This window comes from Streptomyces caatingaensis, assembly GCF_001187435.1.
Classification (GTDB): domain Bacteria; phylum Actinomycetota; class Actinomycetes; order Streptomycetales; family Streptomycetaceae; genus Streptomyces; species Streptomyces caatingaensis.
Genome location: NZ_LFXA01000002.1, coordinates 716,363 through 733,707 on the forward strand (window position 1 = coordinate 716,363; position 17,345 = coordinate 733,707).

Annotated in this window: 11 protein-coding genes and 1 riboswitch; of the genes, 4 read left to right on the forward strand and 7 right to left on the reverse strand. The window is 74.9% G+C overall.

Translation table 11 applies throughout. The features are described 5' to 3' along the window. Positions 1-56: 56 nt before the first annotated feature. On the reverse strand, positions 57-3,881 hold the full coding sequence (locus tag AC230_RS03785; protein ID WP_049714466.1) for a non-ribosomal peptide synthetase family protein: 3,825 nt from the start codon (positions 3,879-3,881) through the stop codon (positions 57-59). Positions 3,882-4,243: 362 nt separating this feature from the next. On the opposite strand from AC230_RS03785, the gene AC230_RS03790 reads away from it, so the two are divergent. Continuing rightward, positions 4,244-4,915: a FadR/GntR family transcriptional regulator gene (locus AC230_RS03790; RefSeq protein ID WP_049714467.1), complete on the forward strand. Its 672-nt coding sequence runs from the start codon at positions 4,244-4,246 to the stop codon at positions 4,913-4,915. A 34-nt stretch (positions 4,916-4,949) separates the two neighbouring features. Here AC230_RS03790 and AC230_RS03795 read toward each other — a convergent pair whose 3' ends face one another. Continuing rightward, entirely contained in the window at positions 4,950-5,333 is a 384-nt protein-coding gene (locus AC230_RS03795) for a VOC family protein (RefSeq protein ID WP_049714468.1), read from the reverse strand. Between the two features lie 3 nt (positions 5,334-5,336). Continuing rightward, positions 5,337-6,476, reverse strand: a complete 1,140-nt coding sequence (locus AC230_RS03800; protein ID WP_049714999.1) for a cobalt-precorrin-5B (C(1))-methyltransferase — start codon at positions 6,474-6,476, stop codon at positions 5,337-5,339. Between the two features lie 48 nt (positions 6,477-6,524). On the opposite strand from AC230_RS03800, the gene AC230_RS03805 reads away from it, so the two are divergent. Both AC230_RS03805 and AC230_RS03810 read left to right on the forward strand, forming a co-directional pair. After that, complete coding sequence (locus AC230_RS03805) at positions 6,525-7,319, forward strand: cobalt-precorrin-6A reductase (protein WP_049714469.1); 795 nt, start codon at positions 6,525-6,527, stop codon at positions 7,317-7,319. Positions 7,320-7,446: 127 nt separating this feature from the next. Beyond that, a complete protein-coding gene (locus tag AC230_RS03810) occupies positions 7,447-8,715 on the forward strand; it encodes an alpha/beta fold hydrolase (RefSeq protein ID WP_049714470.1) in 1,269 nt (422 codons plus the stop codon). 19 nt (positions 8,716-8,734) lie between these two features. Here AC230_RS03810 and AC230_RS03815 read toward each other — a convergent pair whose 3' ends face one another. From AC230_RS03815 to cobG, 4 genes are all read right to left on the reverse strand, one after another. Beyond that, positions 8,735-9,619, reverse strand: a complete 885-nt coding sequence (locus tag AC230_RS03815; protein WP_049714471.1) for an alpha/beta fold hydrolase — start codon at positions 9,617-9,619, stop codon at positions 8,735-8,737. Positions 9,620-9,797: 178 nt separating this feature from the next. Further along, complete coding sequence (locus AC230_RS03820; RefSeq protein WP_049714472.1) at positions 9,798-11,312, reverse strand: precorrin-2 C(20)-methyltransferase; 1,515 nt, start codon at positions 11,310-11,312, stop codon at positions 9,798-9,800. Continuing rightward, the gene (locus tag AC230_RS03825) at positions 11,309-11,935 is read right to left on the reverse strand and encodes a precorrin-8X methylmutase (RefSeq protein WP_049714473.1); all 627 of its coding nucleotides are present in this window, start codon (positions 11,933-11,935) and stop codon (positions 11,309-11,311) included. Before AC230_RS03825 ends, AC230_RS03820 begins: the two co-directional genes overlap by 4 nt. A 38-nt stretch (positions 11,936-11,973) precedes the next feature. Further along, positions 11,974-13,278, reverse strand: coding sequence for a precorrin-3B synthase (cobG, locus tag AC230_RS03830; protein WP_049714474.1), 1,305 nt, complete (start codon positions 13,276-13,278; stop codon positions 11,974-11,976). Between the two features lie 107 nt (positions 13,279-13,385). Continuing rightward, positions 13,386-13,520, forward strand: a riboswitch (cobalamin riboswitch). A gap of 103 nt (positions 13,521-13,623) precedes the next feature. On the opposite strand from cobG, the gene cobN reads away from it, so the two are divergent. Beyond that, positions 13,624-17,223 carry a cobaltochelatase subunit CobN gene (gene cobN, locus AC230_RS03835; RefSeq protein WP_049714475.1) on the forward strand — a complete coding sequence of 1,200 codons (3,600 nt, stop codon included), beginning with the start codon at positions 13,624-13,626 and terminating at the stop codon, positions 17,221-17,223. The last annotated feature ends 122 nt before the right edge of the window (positions 17,224-17,345 follow it).

Genomic DNA, 17,345 nt, shown 5'->3' on the forward strand with positions numbered 1-17,345 from the left:
CCGTTCCTCGTGAATCGGGTCGTGCGTTCGTCGGTGGTACGTGTCGACGGCCGGTGTCAGTGGCCGAGCCGGGTGCGGATGGCCGAGACCAGTTCGCCCACGCCGTGTTCCTTCAGGACGCCGTAGTGGTCGCCCGCGAGGTCGATCACGGCGGGCGGCAGGGCGGAGTAGCCGGAACTGCCCTCGATGAACGAGTAGTCGTCGCCCACGGCCTTGAAGAGCGTCACCGGTGTCCGCAGGCTCCGCTCGGCCAGTTCCCGGAAGGAGTAGTCGAATTCGTAGGTCTCCGCGACCATGCGGACGATCCTCCGGATCAGCTCCGTGTCCAGCGCCGGTATCAGGTCGTGGACGAACTCCGTGAAGTCGTCCTCGTCCTTGACGCATTCGAGGCACCGGTCGACGTCCGGACCGCTGATGGTGCCGGCGAAGACCGAGAACAGCACCGTCAGGTAGGCGGGGTTGCAGTAGGTGGCCGTCCGGTCGTGCTGCTCGCCGTCCCGCGTCCGCACCGTGGGATTGCCGGGGCAGATCAGGAACAGGTTCTCCACCCGCTCGCCGGCCTGCTCCAGCTGCCAGGCCGCCTCGAAGGCGACCCTGGCGCCGAAGGAGTAGCCCCAGAGCGTGTACGGCCCCTCGGGCTGGATCCGCCGGATCTCCTCCAGGTCGGCGGCGGCCATCTCCCGGATCGTGGGATACGGCTCCTCGCCGGCGTTGAGGCCGTGCGCCTGGATGCCGTAGAAGGGCCGGCCGAGGTCCACGCGGGAGCCGAGGAGCTGGAGGTTCATGGGGTAGCCGCCGAGGCCGGGCCAGCAGAAGACCGGCGCCTCGCCGCCCTTGGCGTGCAGCCGCACCAGGCGCGACGACTCCTCGGCGCCGCCGCCGTCGATGCGGCGGGCGAGCTGCTCGACGGTGGGCGTCTCGAAGAGGACCTGCACGGGCAGCGCGGTGCCGAAGTGCCGGTTGACGCGGTTGACGAGGGTCACGGCGAGCAGCGAGTTGCCGCCGCTCTCGAAGAAGTTGTCCGTCTTGGAGACCGGCTCGTACTTCAGGGCGGCGCCCCACAGCCCGGCGAGCGCCTGCTCGGTGGCGGTGCGCGGCGGCACGAACTCCCGCTGCTCCAGCCCCTGCGTCAGCTGCTCCATGGCGGCGAGCGCCTTCACGTCGATCTTGCCGTTGGCCGTCTGCGGCAGCGCGTCGAGCACGACGACCTTGTTCGGCAGCATGTAGTCGGGCAGGTACGCGATCAGGTCGTCCCTGATCATCTCGGTGGGGCCCTTCATGTGGACGATGTCCTCGCCCATGCCCTCGCTCGCCCGCTGCCCGTCGTCGACGCGGCCGCCGACGAAGAAGTAGGAGGCCCCGGTCGGCAGGGAGCGTTCGGTGAGGATCGCGTCCAGGCGCCGCGCGGCGGGCAGCGGGTTGCCGCTCTTGGAGCTGTAGCCGGAGGACATGAAGCCGAAGCCCAGCCCGTTGGCCTGGAGGTGGTGGAGCTTCCTGCCGAGCACGATGTACTCCAGCCAGGGCTCCGCGGCGCGGCTGACGGCGCTGATGCCGATGCTGGCACGCTCGTACACGGCCTGGTTGATCGCGATGACGTGCTTCTTCTGCACCAGCTCGGCCGAGACCCGCTCCAGGCCGCCGCACACGTAGCGGTACTGGCCGGCCGGGAGGTCCGCGACCTTGCCGGGGTGCGCCTGCACATAGAGGTCGACGGGGTCCTCCGGCCGCGGGCCGTCACCGCGGCGGATGTCGAAGCAGCCCAGGTAGTGGTCCTCGTCGGCCACGTCGAACAGCGGCTTGAGCTCCGGCCGCCGGCCGTCGGGGTGGATGGCCAGACCGTAGGCGGGCAGCACTCGTTCGAACAGGCCGACCATGTGGCCCGTCTCGAACTCCAGGACCTCCAGCAGGTTGTTGCGGTAGACCGGCTCGATCGCCCGCCGCTTGCCGATGAAGTGCGCCTTCAGCCGCTCGGGCCCGCCCTCGTCCAACTCCCTGACCAGCGTGAGGCGGTGGGTGAGCGGGTTGTGGTAGTACAGGCCCGCCCGCAGGCCGGCGACGCCCTCGGCCTCCAGGTAGAGCTGGGTGGCGTACAGGGCGCCCGGCGAGGCGTAGGCGTACTTGGGCAGCAGCCGCTCCTCGCTGTGGAACTGCCCGAACCACCGCAGGATCGTGCCGAGTTCGCCGAGCGTCAGGTCGCCGGGCCGGCGCGGTCGGACGGCGGCGGGGCCGTCGGCGGCCTGGTCCAGCAGCTTGACGACGTCGGCCCGGGAGACCGGGCCGCCCTCGTAGAAGCGGTAGGTCTTGCGGGCGAAGACCTCCCGGCGCATCCGCGCGTCCGCCGTCCGGCCCGGCAGGTCGACGTGCGGGCGGCCGGCCAGTTCGTGGTCCTCGCGCAGGCCGGGGTTGGCGAGCTGGGCCTTGACCTGGAGCCGGCTGGCCTTGGACTGGTGGTGGGCGCCGTGGTTGCCCTGGTCCATCAGGGCGGCTTCCTTGGGGTTGAGCTCCACGGCGGCGATCAGGTTCTGGAAGCCGGTGCGCGGGTCGTCCTTGACGACGACGGCCGCCCGCTTGACCCAGGCGTGGTCCTCGATGGTGCGGGCGATCTCGTCCAGCTCGACGCGGTAGCCGCGCAACTTGACCTGGCTGTCGGTCCGTCCGGCGAAGTGGACGGTGCCGTCGGCGTCCCGGTGCGCCAGGTCGCCCGTCCGGTACAGCCGCACCGGCTCCGCGCCGGGGGCCGGGGGGAGGTGGAGGAAGCGCTCCTCGGTCAGGTCGGGGCGGTGCAGATAGCCCCGGGCGAGCTGGACGCCGGAGATGTACAGTTCGCCGATCTCGCCGGGGCCGACGGGGCGCCGCTCCTCGTCGAGGATGTGGTAGCCGGTGCCGTCGACCGGGGTGCCGATGGGGATCACGGCCGGTTCGTCGTGCAGCGTCGCGGGGGAGACGGTGTGGGCGGACGAGTTGATGGTGCACTCGGTGGGCCCGTACAGGTTCACCAGCCGTACGCCGGGCAGTTCGGCGAGTAATTCGCCCGCCAGCGAGCGCGTCAGCGCCTCGCCGCCGCTGAACACCCGGGTCAGCGTGGTGCAGCCGCCCAGCCGCTCGGTGTCGACCAGGGCCTGGAGCAGGGTGGGCACGCCCTGGAGCGTGGTCACACCGTGCCGGACGATCGTGTCGACCAGCCCCTCCGGGTCGCGGTAGACGCCGGGGGCTCCCATGACCAGGCGCGCGCCCCAGGCCGGGGAGAGGATCTCCCACTGCGCCGCGTCGAAGCTCATCGGGGTCTTCTGGAGGACGACGCTGTCGTCGTCCAGGTGCCCGGCGGAGGCGAGCCAGCGCATCTGCGAGACCACGCTGCGGTGTTCGACCATCACGCCCTTGGGGCGGCCGGTGCTGCCGGAGGTGTAGATGACGTAGGCGAGGCTGTCGGGCCGCGGGCCCGCCTCGTCGGGCAGGACCGGCTCCTCGCCGGCCGCCTCGTCGAGCGTCACGACGCGGGTGCCGGCCGGGGCGAGTTCCCGCAGCCGGCCCGTCAGTTGCGGCCGGCACAGGATGACCCGCGCGCGGGCGTCCTCGATGATGTACCGCAGCCGCTCCTCGGGGTACTCGGGGGACAGCGGCAGATAGGCGCCGCCGGCGGCGAGGGTGCCCCAGACGCCGACGACGAGGTCGAGGGACGGGTCGGCGAAGATGCCGACGCGGTCGTCGCGGCGCACGCCGAGTCTGTGCAGGAGGGCGGCCGTCCGGGTACTTCGCTCGGTGAGCTCCTGGTAGGTGAGGCTGTCGTCGCCGGCGACGACGGCGGTGGAGTCCGCCTGTGCGCCGGCCCGGGCCCGAAGGGCGCCGGGCAGGGTGGCGAGGTCGAGGGTCGCTGCACGCATGAAACGCCTTCCCCGTTGGTTTCCCACTGTGGACGGTCTGGTGATGGGTGCTGCATACACGGATTGCTGCGCGGACGGGCCGCGCCGAGGCGGGCCGGAGGCCGCCGTCCGGCAGGGCCGGCCGCGGGCACGCCGGGTCCGGCCCATCCCGTACGATGCGGTGGACCCGGCTGTGCGACCGGCATGGATGTAGGGCCTGGCCTGGAGTTGGACACGTCGACCGCGGCACCGGACGGCCCCCGAGGGGCCCCGGTCCTGCGGTCTACCCCATGTCCCACCCCCAGATTTGTATGATGACTGATGTCTGACAGTCACTCTACTACTGGCCGGGTGGGAGACAGCAAGGGAGGAAGGAGCGCACAGTGCGCGCGATTGGCCGGAGATCCTCCGTGGAGGAAGTCATCGCCCAGCTCAACGAAGCCCTGGCCAAGGGCACGTGGGCCCTCGGTGACCGGCTGCCGACCGAGCACGAGCTCACCGAGCGGCTGGGGGTGAGCCGCACCGTCGTCCGCGAGGCGGTGCGCGCCCTGGTGCACCTGGGAGTGCTGGAAACCCGGCAAGGTGCCGGCACATATGTCATCTCCACCGCCGACCCGGCCCCCCTGCTGCGCCGCGTCGGGATGGCGGAGGTGCGCGAGATCTTCGAGATCCAGCTCGGCCTGGACGTCCAGGCGGCCCGGCTCGCGGCGGCCCGGCGCACCGACGCCGACGTGGAACGGCTGCGCACCCTGCTGGGCGACCGCAACCGCGCCGCGGGCCCGCAGGAGTTCGCGCGGGCCGACGCCGCGTACCACCTGGCGGTGGTCGAGGCGGCGGGCAACAGCGTGCTGCTGGAGTTCTACCGCTTCTTCGTCGGGCGGCTGCGCGACAGCCTGCACACGCTGCGCAGCCAGGACACGGTGCCGGAGAGCGGGGACGGGCCGCACGAGGCGCTGCTCGCGGCGATCGAGGCGGGCGACGAGGCGGCGGCCGCCGCCGCGGCCGCGGCGGCGATCCGGCCGAGCCTCGACACGCTCGGCCCTCCGGAGAAGTGACTGTCCGTGAAGTGACCGTCTGCGAAGGGGCCGCTCACGCCGGGTAGTTGCTGAGCTCGATCAGGTTCCCGTCCGGGTCGCGCACGTAGACGCTGACGATCGGCCCCTCGGCGCCGGTGCGTTCGACCGGGCCCTCCTCCACCGGCACGCCGTGCCGGGCCAGTTCGGCGACGACGGTCTCCAGCGGCTCGTCCACGACCAGGCACAGGTCCGCGCTGCCCGGCGTCGGCCGGTGGGCCTTCGGCTCGAACTCCCGGCCCGCCTCATGCAGATTGATCTTGCTGTTGCCGAAGGCGAGGGCCCGGCGGCCGCCCCGGAAGGTCACCGGGGTCATACCGAGGACCCGCGTGTAGAAGTCGACGGTCGCGTCGGGGTCGGCCACGGTGAGGACGAGGTGGTCGAGGCGGTCGATGCGCACGGTTCAGCCCTTCCTGGAGGGGCCGCGCGGCTCCGCGCGGCCGACGACGGTACCGGCCCGGTCGATGCAGATCACGTCCACCGCCACGGGCGCGCCGCGCAGCACGGCCAGCGCCTCGTCCCGCGCCGTCGCGGCGACCAGGTCGCCGAGCGGGACGCCGCGCGCGGCGCAGCGCTGGAGGGCGTCCAGGCCGGTGTTGGCCGCGGCGACCTCGGCCGCCAGCACCTCGTCCGCGCCGCCGCGGCGGGCCAGTTCGGCGAGGAAGCCCTTGTCGACCTGCGAGCGGGAGGAGTGCAGGTCCAGATGGCCGGCGGCCAGCTTCGACAGCTTCGCGAAGCCGCCCGCCACGGTCAGCCGGTCCACCGGGTGGCGGCGGATGTACTTCAGCACCGCGCCCGCGAAGTCGCCCATGTCGAGCAGGGCGTCCTCGGGCAGGCCGTGCACGGCCACCGCGACCTTCTCCGACGTCGAGCCCGTGCAGCCCGCGACGTGCGTGCGGCCCGCCGCGCGGGCCACGTCCACGCCGCGCCGGATGCTGTCGATCCAGGCCGAGCAGGAGTAGGGGACGACGATGCCCGTGGTGCCCAGGATGGAGATCCCGCCGAGGATGCCCAGGCGGCCGTTCCAGGTCGAGCGGGCGATCTCCTCGCCGTGGTCGACCGAGACGGTGATCTCCACGTCGCCCGTGCCGCCGTGCCGGGCGGCCGCCTCGGTGACGTGGTCGGTCATCATCCGGCGCGGCACCGGGTTGATCGCCGGCTCGCCGACCGGCAGCGGCAGTCCGGGCCGGGTGACCGTGCCCACGCCGGGACCGGCCCGGAAGACCACCCCCGCACCGGGCGGCAGGAGGCGCACCGTGGAGCGGATCAGGGCGCCGTGGGTGACGTCGGGGTCGTCGCCCGCGTCCTTCACGATCCCGGCCATGGCGTGCCCGCCGGCCAGCTCCTCCGCCGCGAGCGCGAACGCCGGCGTCTGCCCCTTGGGCAGGGTGATCGTCACCGGGTCGGGGAACTCGCCGGTGAGCAGCGCCGTGTACGCGGCGGTGGTCGCCGCCGTCGCGCACGCCCCCGTCGTCCAGCCGTGCCGCAGCCCGGTGCGCGCGAGTTGCGCCGACCGCCCGCCCGGTGCTTTCGTCTCCGTCACGCCGCCGCGCTCCCGCGGCGGTGGGAACGACGCACGGAAGGGCGGCCGGTGAGCGGCGAGCGCCACATCCTGATCCTGGGCGGCACGACGGAGGCCCGGCGGCTCGCGGCCCTGCTGGACGCGGACCCGGCCCTGCGGGTGACCAGTTCCCTCGCCGGGCGCGTCGCCGAGCCGCGGCTGCCGGCGGGGCAGGTGCGGATCGGGGGGTTCGGGGGGCCCGGGGGCCTCGCCCGGTGGCTGCGCGAGCAGCACGTCGACGCGCTCATCGACGCCACGCATCCTTTCGCCGACACGATCAGTTCCAACGCGGCGAAGGCCGCCGCCGAGGTCCATGTTCCCCTGCTCGCCCTGCGCCGGCCCGGGTGGGTCGCGGGCCCGGGCGACGACTGGCGGTCGGTGGACTCCCTGGAGGGGGCGGCCCGGCTGCTGCCGTCCCTCGGCGAGCGGGCGTTCCTGACCACCGGCCGCATGGGACTCGGCGCCTTCGCGCACCTCGAGGGTATGTGGTTCCTGGTCCGCTCGGTGGACGCCCCCCTTCCGCCGGTGCCGCCCCGCATGGAGGTCGTGCTCGCCCGGGGGCCCTTCACGGTCGAGGGCGAGCGCGCGCTGCTCCGCCGCCACCGCGTCGACGTCCTCGTCACCAAGGACAGCGGCGCGGCGGCGACGGCCGCGAAGCTGACCGCGGCGCGGGACGCCGGCATCCCGGTCGTGGTCGTCCGCCGTCCGCCGCCGCCGGAGGGCGTGCCGGTGGCGGCGGGGGTGGCGGAGGCCGTGGAGTGGGTGCGCGGGGCGGGGTGCGGCCCGGACGCCCGCCGGCGCCCCGGGCGGGCCGTAGTAATGTGACATGGCACCGGCGGACCACGACCGGGATCCGCCCCAACGCCCGCCCGGCCCGGGGACGTTCGGACCGGTGCCCCGGCCGTGCGAGCGCCGCCGGCGGGAACCGCCCGACGAAAGCGAGCGCCGACCCGTGAACCCCGCCCACGCCTGCCGCGACCACGTCTTCGACGTCCCCCTCGACCACGCCGCGCCGGACGGCCCCCGCATCCAGGTCTTCGCCCGCGAGGTCGCCGACCCCGCGCGCGCCGGCGAGGAACTGCCCTGGCTGTTGTTCCTCCAGGGCGGCCCCGGCGGCAAGTCCCCCCGCCCGTCCGCCGGTTCGCCGAACTGGCTGAACCGCGCGCTGAAGACCCACCGCGTCCTGCTCCTCGACCAGCGCGGCACCGGCCGCTCCACCCCCGTCACCGCCCGCGCGGCCGCCCGCTTCACCGGTCCCGCCGAACTCGCCGCGTACCTCACCCACTTCCGCGCCGACTCCATCGTCGCGGACGCCGAGCACATCCGCCGCCGGCTGTGCGGGGACGAGCCCTGGGAGACGCTCGGCCAGAGCTACGGCGGGTTCCTCACCCTCACCTACCTCTCGCAGGCGCCGCACGGGCTGCGGGCCTGCTACGTCGCGGGCGGCCTGCCCGGTCTGACCGCCACTGCCGACGAGATCTACGCCCGCACCTACCCGCGCGTGCGCGACCGCGTCCTGGAGTTCTACGACCGCTACCCCGACGACGCCGTCCTCCTGCGCCGCCTCGCCGACCTGCTCGCCGCGCGGGACGTGCGCCTGCCCGACGGCGACCGCCTCACCGTCGGCCGGCTGCGCAGCCTGGGGCTGTGCCTCGGCATGGGCGACGGCTTCGAGCGCCTGCACTGGCTGCTCGACGAGGCCCTCGACGCCGACGGCGAGCCCACGGACACCTTCCTCCACCAGGCCGCCGCCCTCACCGGCTTCACCGACAACCCCCTCTACGCCGTCCTCCAGGAGAGCATCTACGGACAGGGCGGCGGGCGGCCCACCGCGTGGGCGGCGTCCCGCGCCCTCGCGGAGCGGGCGGAATTCGCCGAGGACGCCGACCCGTTGCTGCTCACCGCCGAGATGATCTACCCGTGGATGTTCCGGGAGATCGCCGGGCTGCGGCCGTTCGCCGGGGCCGCCGAGCTGCTGGCGCGGCACGACGCCTGGCCGCCGCTGTACGACCCGGCCCGGCTCGCCGCCAACGAGGTCCCGGTCGCGGCGGTCGTCTACCACGACGACGTGTACGTGGACGCCGGCCTCTCCCTGCGCACCGCCCGCGAGGTCGGCTCCGTACGGGCCTGGGTCACCAACGAGTGGGAGCACGACGGCATCCGCGCCGACGGCGAACGCGTCCTGTCCCGGCTGATGGACATGGCCGCGGGCCGGGCGTAGCCCCACCGGGACGGCCCGCTCAGGCCGCCGCCGGGGGCACGTACGGACGGCAGAACGGGAGCCGGGCCGCCTCCTCGCCCCGGAAGTGGGCGAGGAGCAACTCGCTGTACTCCCGGTCGCGTTCGAGGTGGACGACGTGGTCGGCCTCCCGGACGGTGACGAAGGTGCCCCGGGGATAGCCGGCCGCGAACCGCCGACCGGCGGCGGGCGGCGTCACCGTGTCGTGCTCGCCGGTGAAGACCAGGGTCGGCACGGCCGGCGGCGGCCCGGGGTGGAAGATCCGGGTGGACCACAGGCGTTGGAGGTTGCCCAGCATCTTGCGGCGCTCCTGCGGGGCGGCGCCGGCCAGCTGGGAGAAGAGGACGCGGCGGACGGCCTCGCGGCGCCGCACCCGCCGCGCCGGGTCCGCGCACAGCAGGTGGGCCGTGACCTCCTCCGCGAACCGGGCGGGCCGCCCGTCGCGCAGCAGCTCCGCGCAGGCCCGCAGCCGCGCGATCTCCAGCGGCGAGGGGCTGCCCGCGACCCCGCTGAACGCGGCGCGCACCACGCCGCGCGGCCGGAGCTGGACGAGCCGGTGGCCGATCAGGGCGCCGTAGGAGGCGCCCACGAGGTTCCAGCGGGTGAACCCGGCCCGGTCCAGGGCGAGTCCGGCGGCGCGGGCGAGGAAGTCCACGCCGTAGGACGGCGGGAGGGGTTCCGCGCCGCCCCAGCCCGGCAGGTCGAGGGTGACGACTGTCGCGTGCGGGGCGAGCTCCGCCTCGTGCCGCCGCCAGGCGTACATGTCCTGGAAGGCGCCGCCGAGGAACAGCACCGGCTCCAGGGCCGGCCGGCCCCGGCAGGGCACGACCCGGCACCGGTAGGCGAAGCCGCCCAGGTGCGACTGGAACACGGTCTCGTCGGGCATGCCGGGCCCTTCGTCCTCGTCCGGCGGAACGGTCGGGACCGAGTTCTACCGACCCCCGGCGGGGACGCGGCCCCGGCCACGGGACGAAACCACCCGATGAGCGGAACCCGGATCACCAACGCCGCCGCACGGCGGGGGAGTCGGCCGGGGCGCCCGGAGACGCCCCGGCCGCCGTCCGTCACGCCTCCGGATACCTGCGGGGCGTCCACACGATCTCCTCGCCGGCGTCCCCGCCCCGGCGCACCGCCCGGGTCTGCGAGGAGCCCACGATGAGGACCGTGCGCATGTCCACCTGCTCCGGGTCGAGTTCGCCGAGCCGTACGACGCGGACGCTCTCCTCCGGGCCGCCGACGTCCCGGGCGACCACCACCGGCGTCCCCGGCGAGCGGTGCTCCAGCAGCAGGTCGCGGGCCTTGCCCACCTGCCATGTGCGGCTGCGCGAACCGGGGTTGTACAGCGCGAGCACCAGATCGGCCCCGGCGGCGGCCCGCAGCCGGCCGGCGATGACCTCCCACGGCTTGAGCCGGTCGGACAGCGACACCACCGCGTAGTCGTGGCCCAGCGGCGCGCCCGCGCGCGACGCGGCCGCGTGCGCGGCGGTCATGCCGGGCACGATCCGCACCGGCACGTCGCGGTAGGGGCCTTCCGAGGCCACCTCCAGCACGGCCGTGGCCATCGCGAAGACGCCCGGGTCGCCGGAGGAGACGACGGCGACGCGGCGGCCCTGCCGGGCCAGGTCGAGGGCGAACTCGGCGCGCTCCGACTCCACCTTGTTGTCCGACGGGTGGCGGCGCTGGCCGGGGCGGACCGGCACGCGGTCCACGTAAGTGGTGTAGCCCACCACGTCCTCGGCCGCGGCCAGTTCACCGCGCGCCTCGGGGGTGAGCCACCGCGGGCCCGCCGGGCCGAGGCCGACGACCACGACCTCCCCGCGCTCCGCCGGCGCCGGCGCGGCGTCCACGCGGCTCGGCAGCACGGCCACCGAGAAGTACGGCACCGACTCCGGGTCGATCTCCGCGAGCCGGCCGGTGCGTTCGCCGCTCATCGTGGCGCGCTCGACGTACCGCGCCTCGTCCAGCCGGCCGGACCGCTCCAGCGCGCCGCGCACCGCCGGGAAGGTGCGGCCGAGCTTCATCACCACCGCGGAGTCGGTGGCGGCCAGGCGCGCGGCCAGCTCCTCCTCGGGCAGTGTGCCCGGCAGGACGGTGAGGATCTCCTCGCCCTCCACCAGCGGTTCGCCCAGCCGGGCCGCCGCCGCGCTGACCGAGGTGACGCCGGGGACGACCTCCGTCGGGTAGCGGTGCGCGAGCCGCTTGTGCATGTGCATGTACGAGCTGTAGAAGAGCGGGTCGCCCTCGGCCAGCACCGCGACCGAACGGCCCGCGTCCAGGTGCGCGGCCAGCCGGGCGGCGGCCTCCTCGTAGAACTCCTCGATCGCCCCGCGGTAGCCGCCGGGGTGGTCGGTGGTCTCCGTGGTGACCGGGTAGACCAGCGCCTCCTCGATGTGGTCCGCCCGCAGGTGCCGTTCGGCGATGGAGCGCGCGATGCTGCGGCCGTGCCGGGCGCTGTGGTACGCGACGACGTCGGCCGCGGCGATGCACTCGACGGCCCGCACCGTCATCAGCGACGGGTCGCCGGGGCCCAGCCCCACCCCGTACAGCCGGCCGGTCGTCGAAGTCTGCTGCTCGCTCACTCTTCCTCGCTCGCTATCGCGTTGATCGCGGCCGCGGCCATGGCGCTGCCGCCGCGCCGCCCGCGCACCACCAGATACTCCAGCCCCAGGGGGCTCTCGGCCAGCGCGTCCTTGGACTCGGCCGCGCCGATGAAACCGACCGGGATGCCGAGCACGGCCGCCGGGCGGGGCGCCCCCTCCGCGACCATCTCCAGCAGCCGGAACAGCGCCGTCGGGGCGTTGCCGACCGCCACCACCGCGCCGTCCAGCTTCTCCCGCCACAGCTCCAGCGCGGCGGCGCTGCGCGTCGTGCCCATGCGCCGCGCCAGCTCCGGGACGGCCGGGTCGGCGAGCGTGCACAGCACCTCGTTGTCCGCCGGCAGCCGCTTGCGGGTGACGCCGCTGGCGACCATGTTCGCGTCGCACAGCACCGGCGCGCCGGCCAGCAGCGCCTCGCGGGCGCGGGCCACCACACCCGGCGAGTACGCCAGGTCCTTCACGAGGTCGGTCATCCCGCACGCGTGGATCATGCGCACCGCCACCCGGGAGACGTCCGGCGGCAGGCCGCCGAGGTCGGCCTCGGCGCGGATGGTGGCGAAGGACTGGCGGTAGATGGACGCGCCGTCCTTGTCGTAGTCGAACACAGGGCCTCTGCCTCGCTTGCTGGACTTGCTGCTTGCTGTCACGTCGTGGTGGTACGCGCGGCGGCGACGTCCGCCGGCGCGGGGATCTCGCGTGCTCCGTCCCGGACGGTGACCCGGTATCCGCCGCCGTCGCCGTCCCCGCCGGTGGCCAGGACGTCGACCCAGCGGCCGGAGCCGGGGCGGCCGCAGCGCCGTTCGCACCCCGACCAGTACACCGGCAGGGCCCCGGCGGGGACAGGGCGCGCGCCCGCGAGCGCGGCGCCCGCGTCGGCGCGCACATCCGCGCGGGACTTGGCGCAGCCCGGGCGGCCGGCGCAGGCGCCCGCGCCGTGCCAGGGCGAGGCGGGGTCGGTCACCAGGCCCGCCGCGGCCAGCGCCGCGAGCCGCTCCCCGGCGTCCGCGGCGTTCCCGGCGTCCGGACCGGGCACGACGATCCCGCGCCAGGGTGTCACGCGCAGCTCCCCGGAGCCCGCCTCGGCGGCGGTACGGGCGAGCAGCCGCCACTGCGCCACCGTCAGCCGGCCCAGGGGCGCGTCCACGCACAGGGCCGTACGGCCTTCCGGGCCGGTGACCGGGCCGGGGACGGGCGGCCCGGCCGCGGGCCGCGGTTCCCGCCGTACGGGGGTGGCGGGCACGCCGGCGGCGACGAGCCGGCCGGCCAGGGCCGGGCGCTCGCCTTCCGGCAGTTCGCGTACCCGCCAGGCGGCGACGCCGTGCCGGCGCGCGGTGTCGAGGAAGTGGAGGGCGGCGAGGAGGGCGGCGCGGGGGGCGTGCCCGGCGGGGACCCGCAGCGCGTCCTCGTCCGCGCCGTACGTCAGGACGGCTCCGCCGCCCTCCGCTGCGATCAATGTCACATCGGGAGCGAGGGCCGTGATGTCGCCGCGGCCGTCGTCGAGGCCGAAGAGGAAGCGGCCCGAGAGGCCGGCCGCCGCGGGCTCCGCGCACAGCAGCGCGTCCAGCTCGCGAGCCCAACTCCCCACGTCCGCCGCGCCTTTCCCGTCCAGGCCGGACAGCGGCGAGACGACGACGTTCCGTACGCGCTCGTGCCGGTCGGAGGGGAGGAGGCCGGCGGCCCGCAGCCGCTCGCCGAGGGCGGCGCCGCAGGTCGCGGCGAGGCCGCGCAGCTGGACGTTGCCGCGCGAGGTGAGGTCGAGGTGCCCGTCGCCCAACTCCTCGGCGAGGGTGCCGATCTCATGTGCCTGACGGCTCGTCAGCCTGCCGCCGGGCAGCCGGATCCGGGCGAGTGCGCCGTCGTCCGCGGCGTGCAGCCGGAGCGCGCCCGGGCAGGCGTCGCCGCGGTCTCGGCCGGGGGCGGGGGGTGGGGTGGGCATGGCGGCGAGCATACGACGGCCGGGCGGCGGCCGGCCGGGCCGGGTTTGTCCCCTCCGGGCGAGGGGCCGGGGCGAACCCCCCGGCCGGCGGCCGGCGAACCCCCCTCCGCCCCCGCCCGCGAGATCGCTAAGATGACGGGGCCAAGACGGCGCCAGGGGAGGAAGCCCGGTGGAATTCCGGCACGGTCCCGCCACTGTGACGCACGGCGAGTACGCCGCGCGGAGTCAGGAACTCCCGCCGTCCTCCGAACCGCCCGGGGCGCGGACCCCGAGGAAGGCCAGCCGCAGCATGCGCACACCACGGCGCCGCGCCCCCCGGGCAACCCCTGACGCATCACACGCCCCCGGGAGCGCCGCGTGATCCTTCTCCTGTCGACGTCCGACACCGACCTGCTCAGCGCCCGCGCGGCCGAGGGCCCGGTCGGATACCGGCTCGCCAACCCCGCCCGGCTCGCGCCGGACGAGCTGCCGGCCCTCCTGGAGGGCACGGACCTCGTCGTCGTCCGGCTCCTCGGCGGCGTCCGGGCCTGGCAGGAGGGGCTCGACGCGCTGCTCGCCGGCGACCGTCCCGTCGTCGTCCTCACCGGCGAACAGGCCCCGGACGCCCAGCTGATGGAGGCGTCCACCGTCCCCGTCGGCATCGCGGCCGAGGCGCACGCCTACCTCGCCCACGGCGGCCCGGCCAACCTCGAACAGCTCGCCCGCTTCCTCTCCGACACCGTCCTGCTCACCGGCCACGGCTTCGAGCCGCCGGCCCCCGCCCCCACCTGGGGCGAGCTGGAGCGCACCCCCAAGCCCGGCGCGAGCGGCCCGAGGATCGCCGTGCTCTACTACCGCGCGCACCACATGAGCGGCAACACCGCCTTCGTGGAGACCCTGTGCGGCGCGATCGAGGACGCGGGCGGCCAGGCGCTCCCGCTGTACGTCGCGTCGCTGCGCGCCCCCGAGCCCGAGCTGATCGACGCGCTGCGCGGCGCCGACGCCGTCGTCACCACCGTCCTGGCCGCCGGCGGCACCAGGCCCGCCGAGGCGTCGGCCGGCGGGGACGACGAGTCGTGGGACGCCGGCGCGCTCGCCTCCCTCGACGTCCCCGTCCTCCAGGCCCTGTGCCTGACCGGCCCGCGCAGCGCGTGGGAGGAGAACGACGAGGGGCTCTCCCCGCTGGACTCCGCGACCCAGGTCGCCGTCCCCGAGTTCGACGGCCGCATCATCACCGTGCCGTTCTCCTTCAAGGAGACCGACGAGGACGGCCTGCCCGTCTACGTCGCCGACGCCGAGCGCGCCGCCCGCGTCGCCGGGATCGCCGTCCGCCACGCGCGCCTGCGGCACATCCCCGCCGCCGAGAAGCGCATCGCCCTCGTCCTCTCCGCGTACCCCACCAAGCACTCCCGCATCGGCAACGCCGTGGGCCTCGACACCCCCGCCAGCGCCGTCGCCCTGCTGCGCCGGCTGCGCGAGGAGGGCTACGACTTCGGTACGGACGAGATCCCCGGGCTCGCCTCCGGCGACGGCGACGAGCTGATCCGCGCCCTGATCGAGGCCGGCGGCCACGACCAGGAGTGGCTCACCGAGGAGCAGCTCGCCCGCAACCCCGTCCGCATCCCGGCCGCCGACTACCGCCGCTGGTACGCCGAACTCCCCGCGGAACTGCGGGAGTCGGTCGAGGAGCACTGGGGGCCGGCGCCCGGCGAGATGTTCGTCGACCGCACCCACAACCCCGAGGGCGACATCGTCCTCGCGGCCCTGCGGCACGGGAACCTGCTGATCCTCATCCAGCCGCCGCGCGGCTTCGGCGAGAACCCCATCGCCATCTACCACGACCCGGACCTGCCGCCGTCGCACCACTACCTGGCCGCCTACCGCTGGATCGCGGCCGCCCGCGAGGACGGCGGCTTCGGCGCCGACGCGATGATCCACCTGGGCAAGCACGGCAACCTGGAGTGGCTGCCCGGCAAGAACGCCGGCCTGTCCGCCGCCTGCGGCCCCGACGCCGCCCTCGGCGACCTGCCGCTGGTCTACCCGTTCCTCGTCAACGACCCCGGCGAGGGCACCCAGGCCAAGCGCCGCGCCCACGCCACGCTCGTGGACCACCTCGTGCCGCCGATGGCCCGCGCCGACTCGTACGGCGACATCGCGCGCCTGGAGCAGCTCCTGGACGAGTACGCCCAGATCTCGTCCATGGACCCGGCCAAGCTGCCCGCGATCCGCGCCCAGATCTGGACCCTGATCCAGGCGGCGAAGCTCGACCACGACCTGGGCATGGAGGAGCGTCCCGACGACGACGGCTTCGACGACTTCCTCCTGCACGTCGACGGCTGGCTGTGCGAGGTCAAGGACGCCCAGATCCGCGACGGCCTGCACGTCCTGGGCGGCGCGCCGGCCGGCGCCGACCGCGTCAACCTGGTCCTCGCGATCCTGCGCGCCCGTCAGATCTGGGGCGGCACCACCGCCCTGCCCGGTCTGCGCGAGGCCCTGGGCCTGGACGAGTCCGCCGCCACCCGCACCACCGCCGACGAGGCGGAGGCCAAGGCCCGCGCCCTCGTGGAGGCCATGGAGGCCGCGGACTGGGATCCGGCCGCCGTCCCCGCCGGGCACGGCGAACAGGTCGCCGCCATCCTGGAGTTCGCGGCCCGCGAGGTCGTCCCGCGCCTGGCCGGCACGACGGCCGAACTCGACCACGCGGTCAAGGCGCTGGCGGGCGGCTTCGTCCCCGCCGGTCCCTCCGGCTCCCCCCTGCGCGGCCTCGTCAACGTCCTCCCGACCGGCCGCAACTTCTACTCCGTCGACCCCAAGGCCGTCCCGAGCCGCCTCGCCTGGGAGACCGGCCAGGCGCTCGCCGACTCCCTCCTGGAGCGCTACCGCACGGACGAGGGCACGTGGCCCGAGTCCGTCGGCCTCTCCCTGTGGGGCACGAGCGCGATGCGCACCGCGGGCGACGACGTCGCCGAGGCGCTGGCCCTACTGGGCGTCCGCCCGGTGTGGGACGACGCGTCGCGCCGCGTGACGGGCCTGGAACCCGTCCCCCTGGAGGAGCTGGGCCGCCCCCGCGTCGACGTCACCCTCCGCATCAGCGGCTTCTTCCGCGACGCGTTCCCGCACGTGATCGGCCTGCTGGACGACGCCGTACGCCTGGCCGCCTCCCTGGACGAGCCCGCCGACGCGAACTTCGTCCGCGCCCACACCCAGGCCGACCTGCGCGAGCACGGCGACGAACGCCGCGCCACCACCCGCATCTTCGGCTCCCGGCCCGGCACCTACGGCGCGGGCCTGCTCCAGCTCATCGACAGCCGCGACTGGCGCACCGACGCCGACCTCGCCGAGGTCTACACGGTGTGGGGCGGCTACGCCTATGGCCGCGGCCTCGAGGGCCGCCCGGCCCGCGCGGAGATGGAGACGGCCTACAAGCGCATCGCGGTCGCCGCCAAGAACACCGACACTCGCGAGCACGACATCGCCGACTCCGACGACTACTTCCAGTACCACGGCGGCATGGTGGCCACCGTCCGCGCCCTCAAGGGCACCGCCCCCGCCGCGTACATCGGCGACTCCACCCGCCCGGAGACGGTCCGCACCCGCACCCTCGTCGAGGAGACCTCCCGCGTCTTCCGCGCCCGCGTCGTCAACCCCCGCTGGATCGAGGCGATGCGCCGCCACGGCTACAAGGGCGCCTTCGAACTCGCCGCCACCGTCGACTACTTGTTCGGCTACGACGCCACCACCGGCGTCGTCCCCGACTGGATGTACGACAAGCTCACCCAGACGTACGTCCTCGACGAGGAGAACCGCTCCTTCCTCCAGGAGGCCAACCCCTGGGCCCTCCACGGCATCGCCGAACGCCTCCTGGAGGCCGAGAGCCGCGGCATGTGGGCCAAGCCCGACCCCGAGACCCTCGACTCCCTCCGCCAGGTCTTCCTGGAGACGGAGGGGGAGCTGGAGGGCGGGGAGGGCGAGGAGTAGGCGTCCTTCCGCACCCCACGGTGCCCGGTCGACGATGTCGGCCGGGCACCGGTCGTATGCGGCCCCGCTTCACGTCGGCACCGGGGGCCGCGGCCTTCCGGACAGGAAGGGCCCGAAACGCA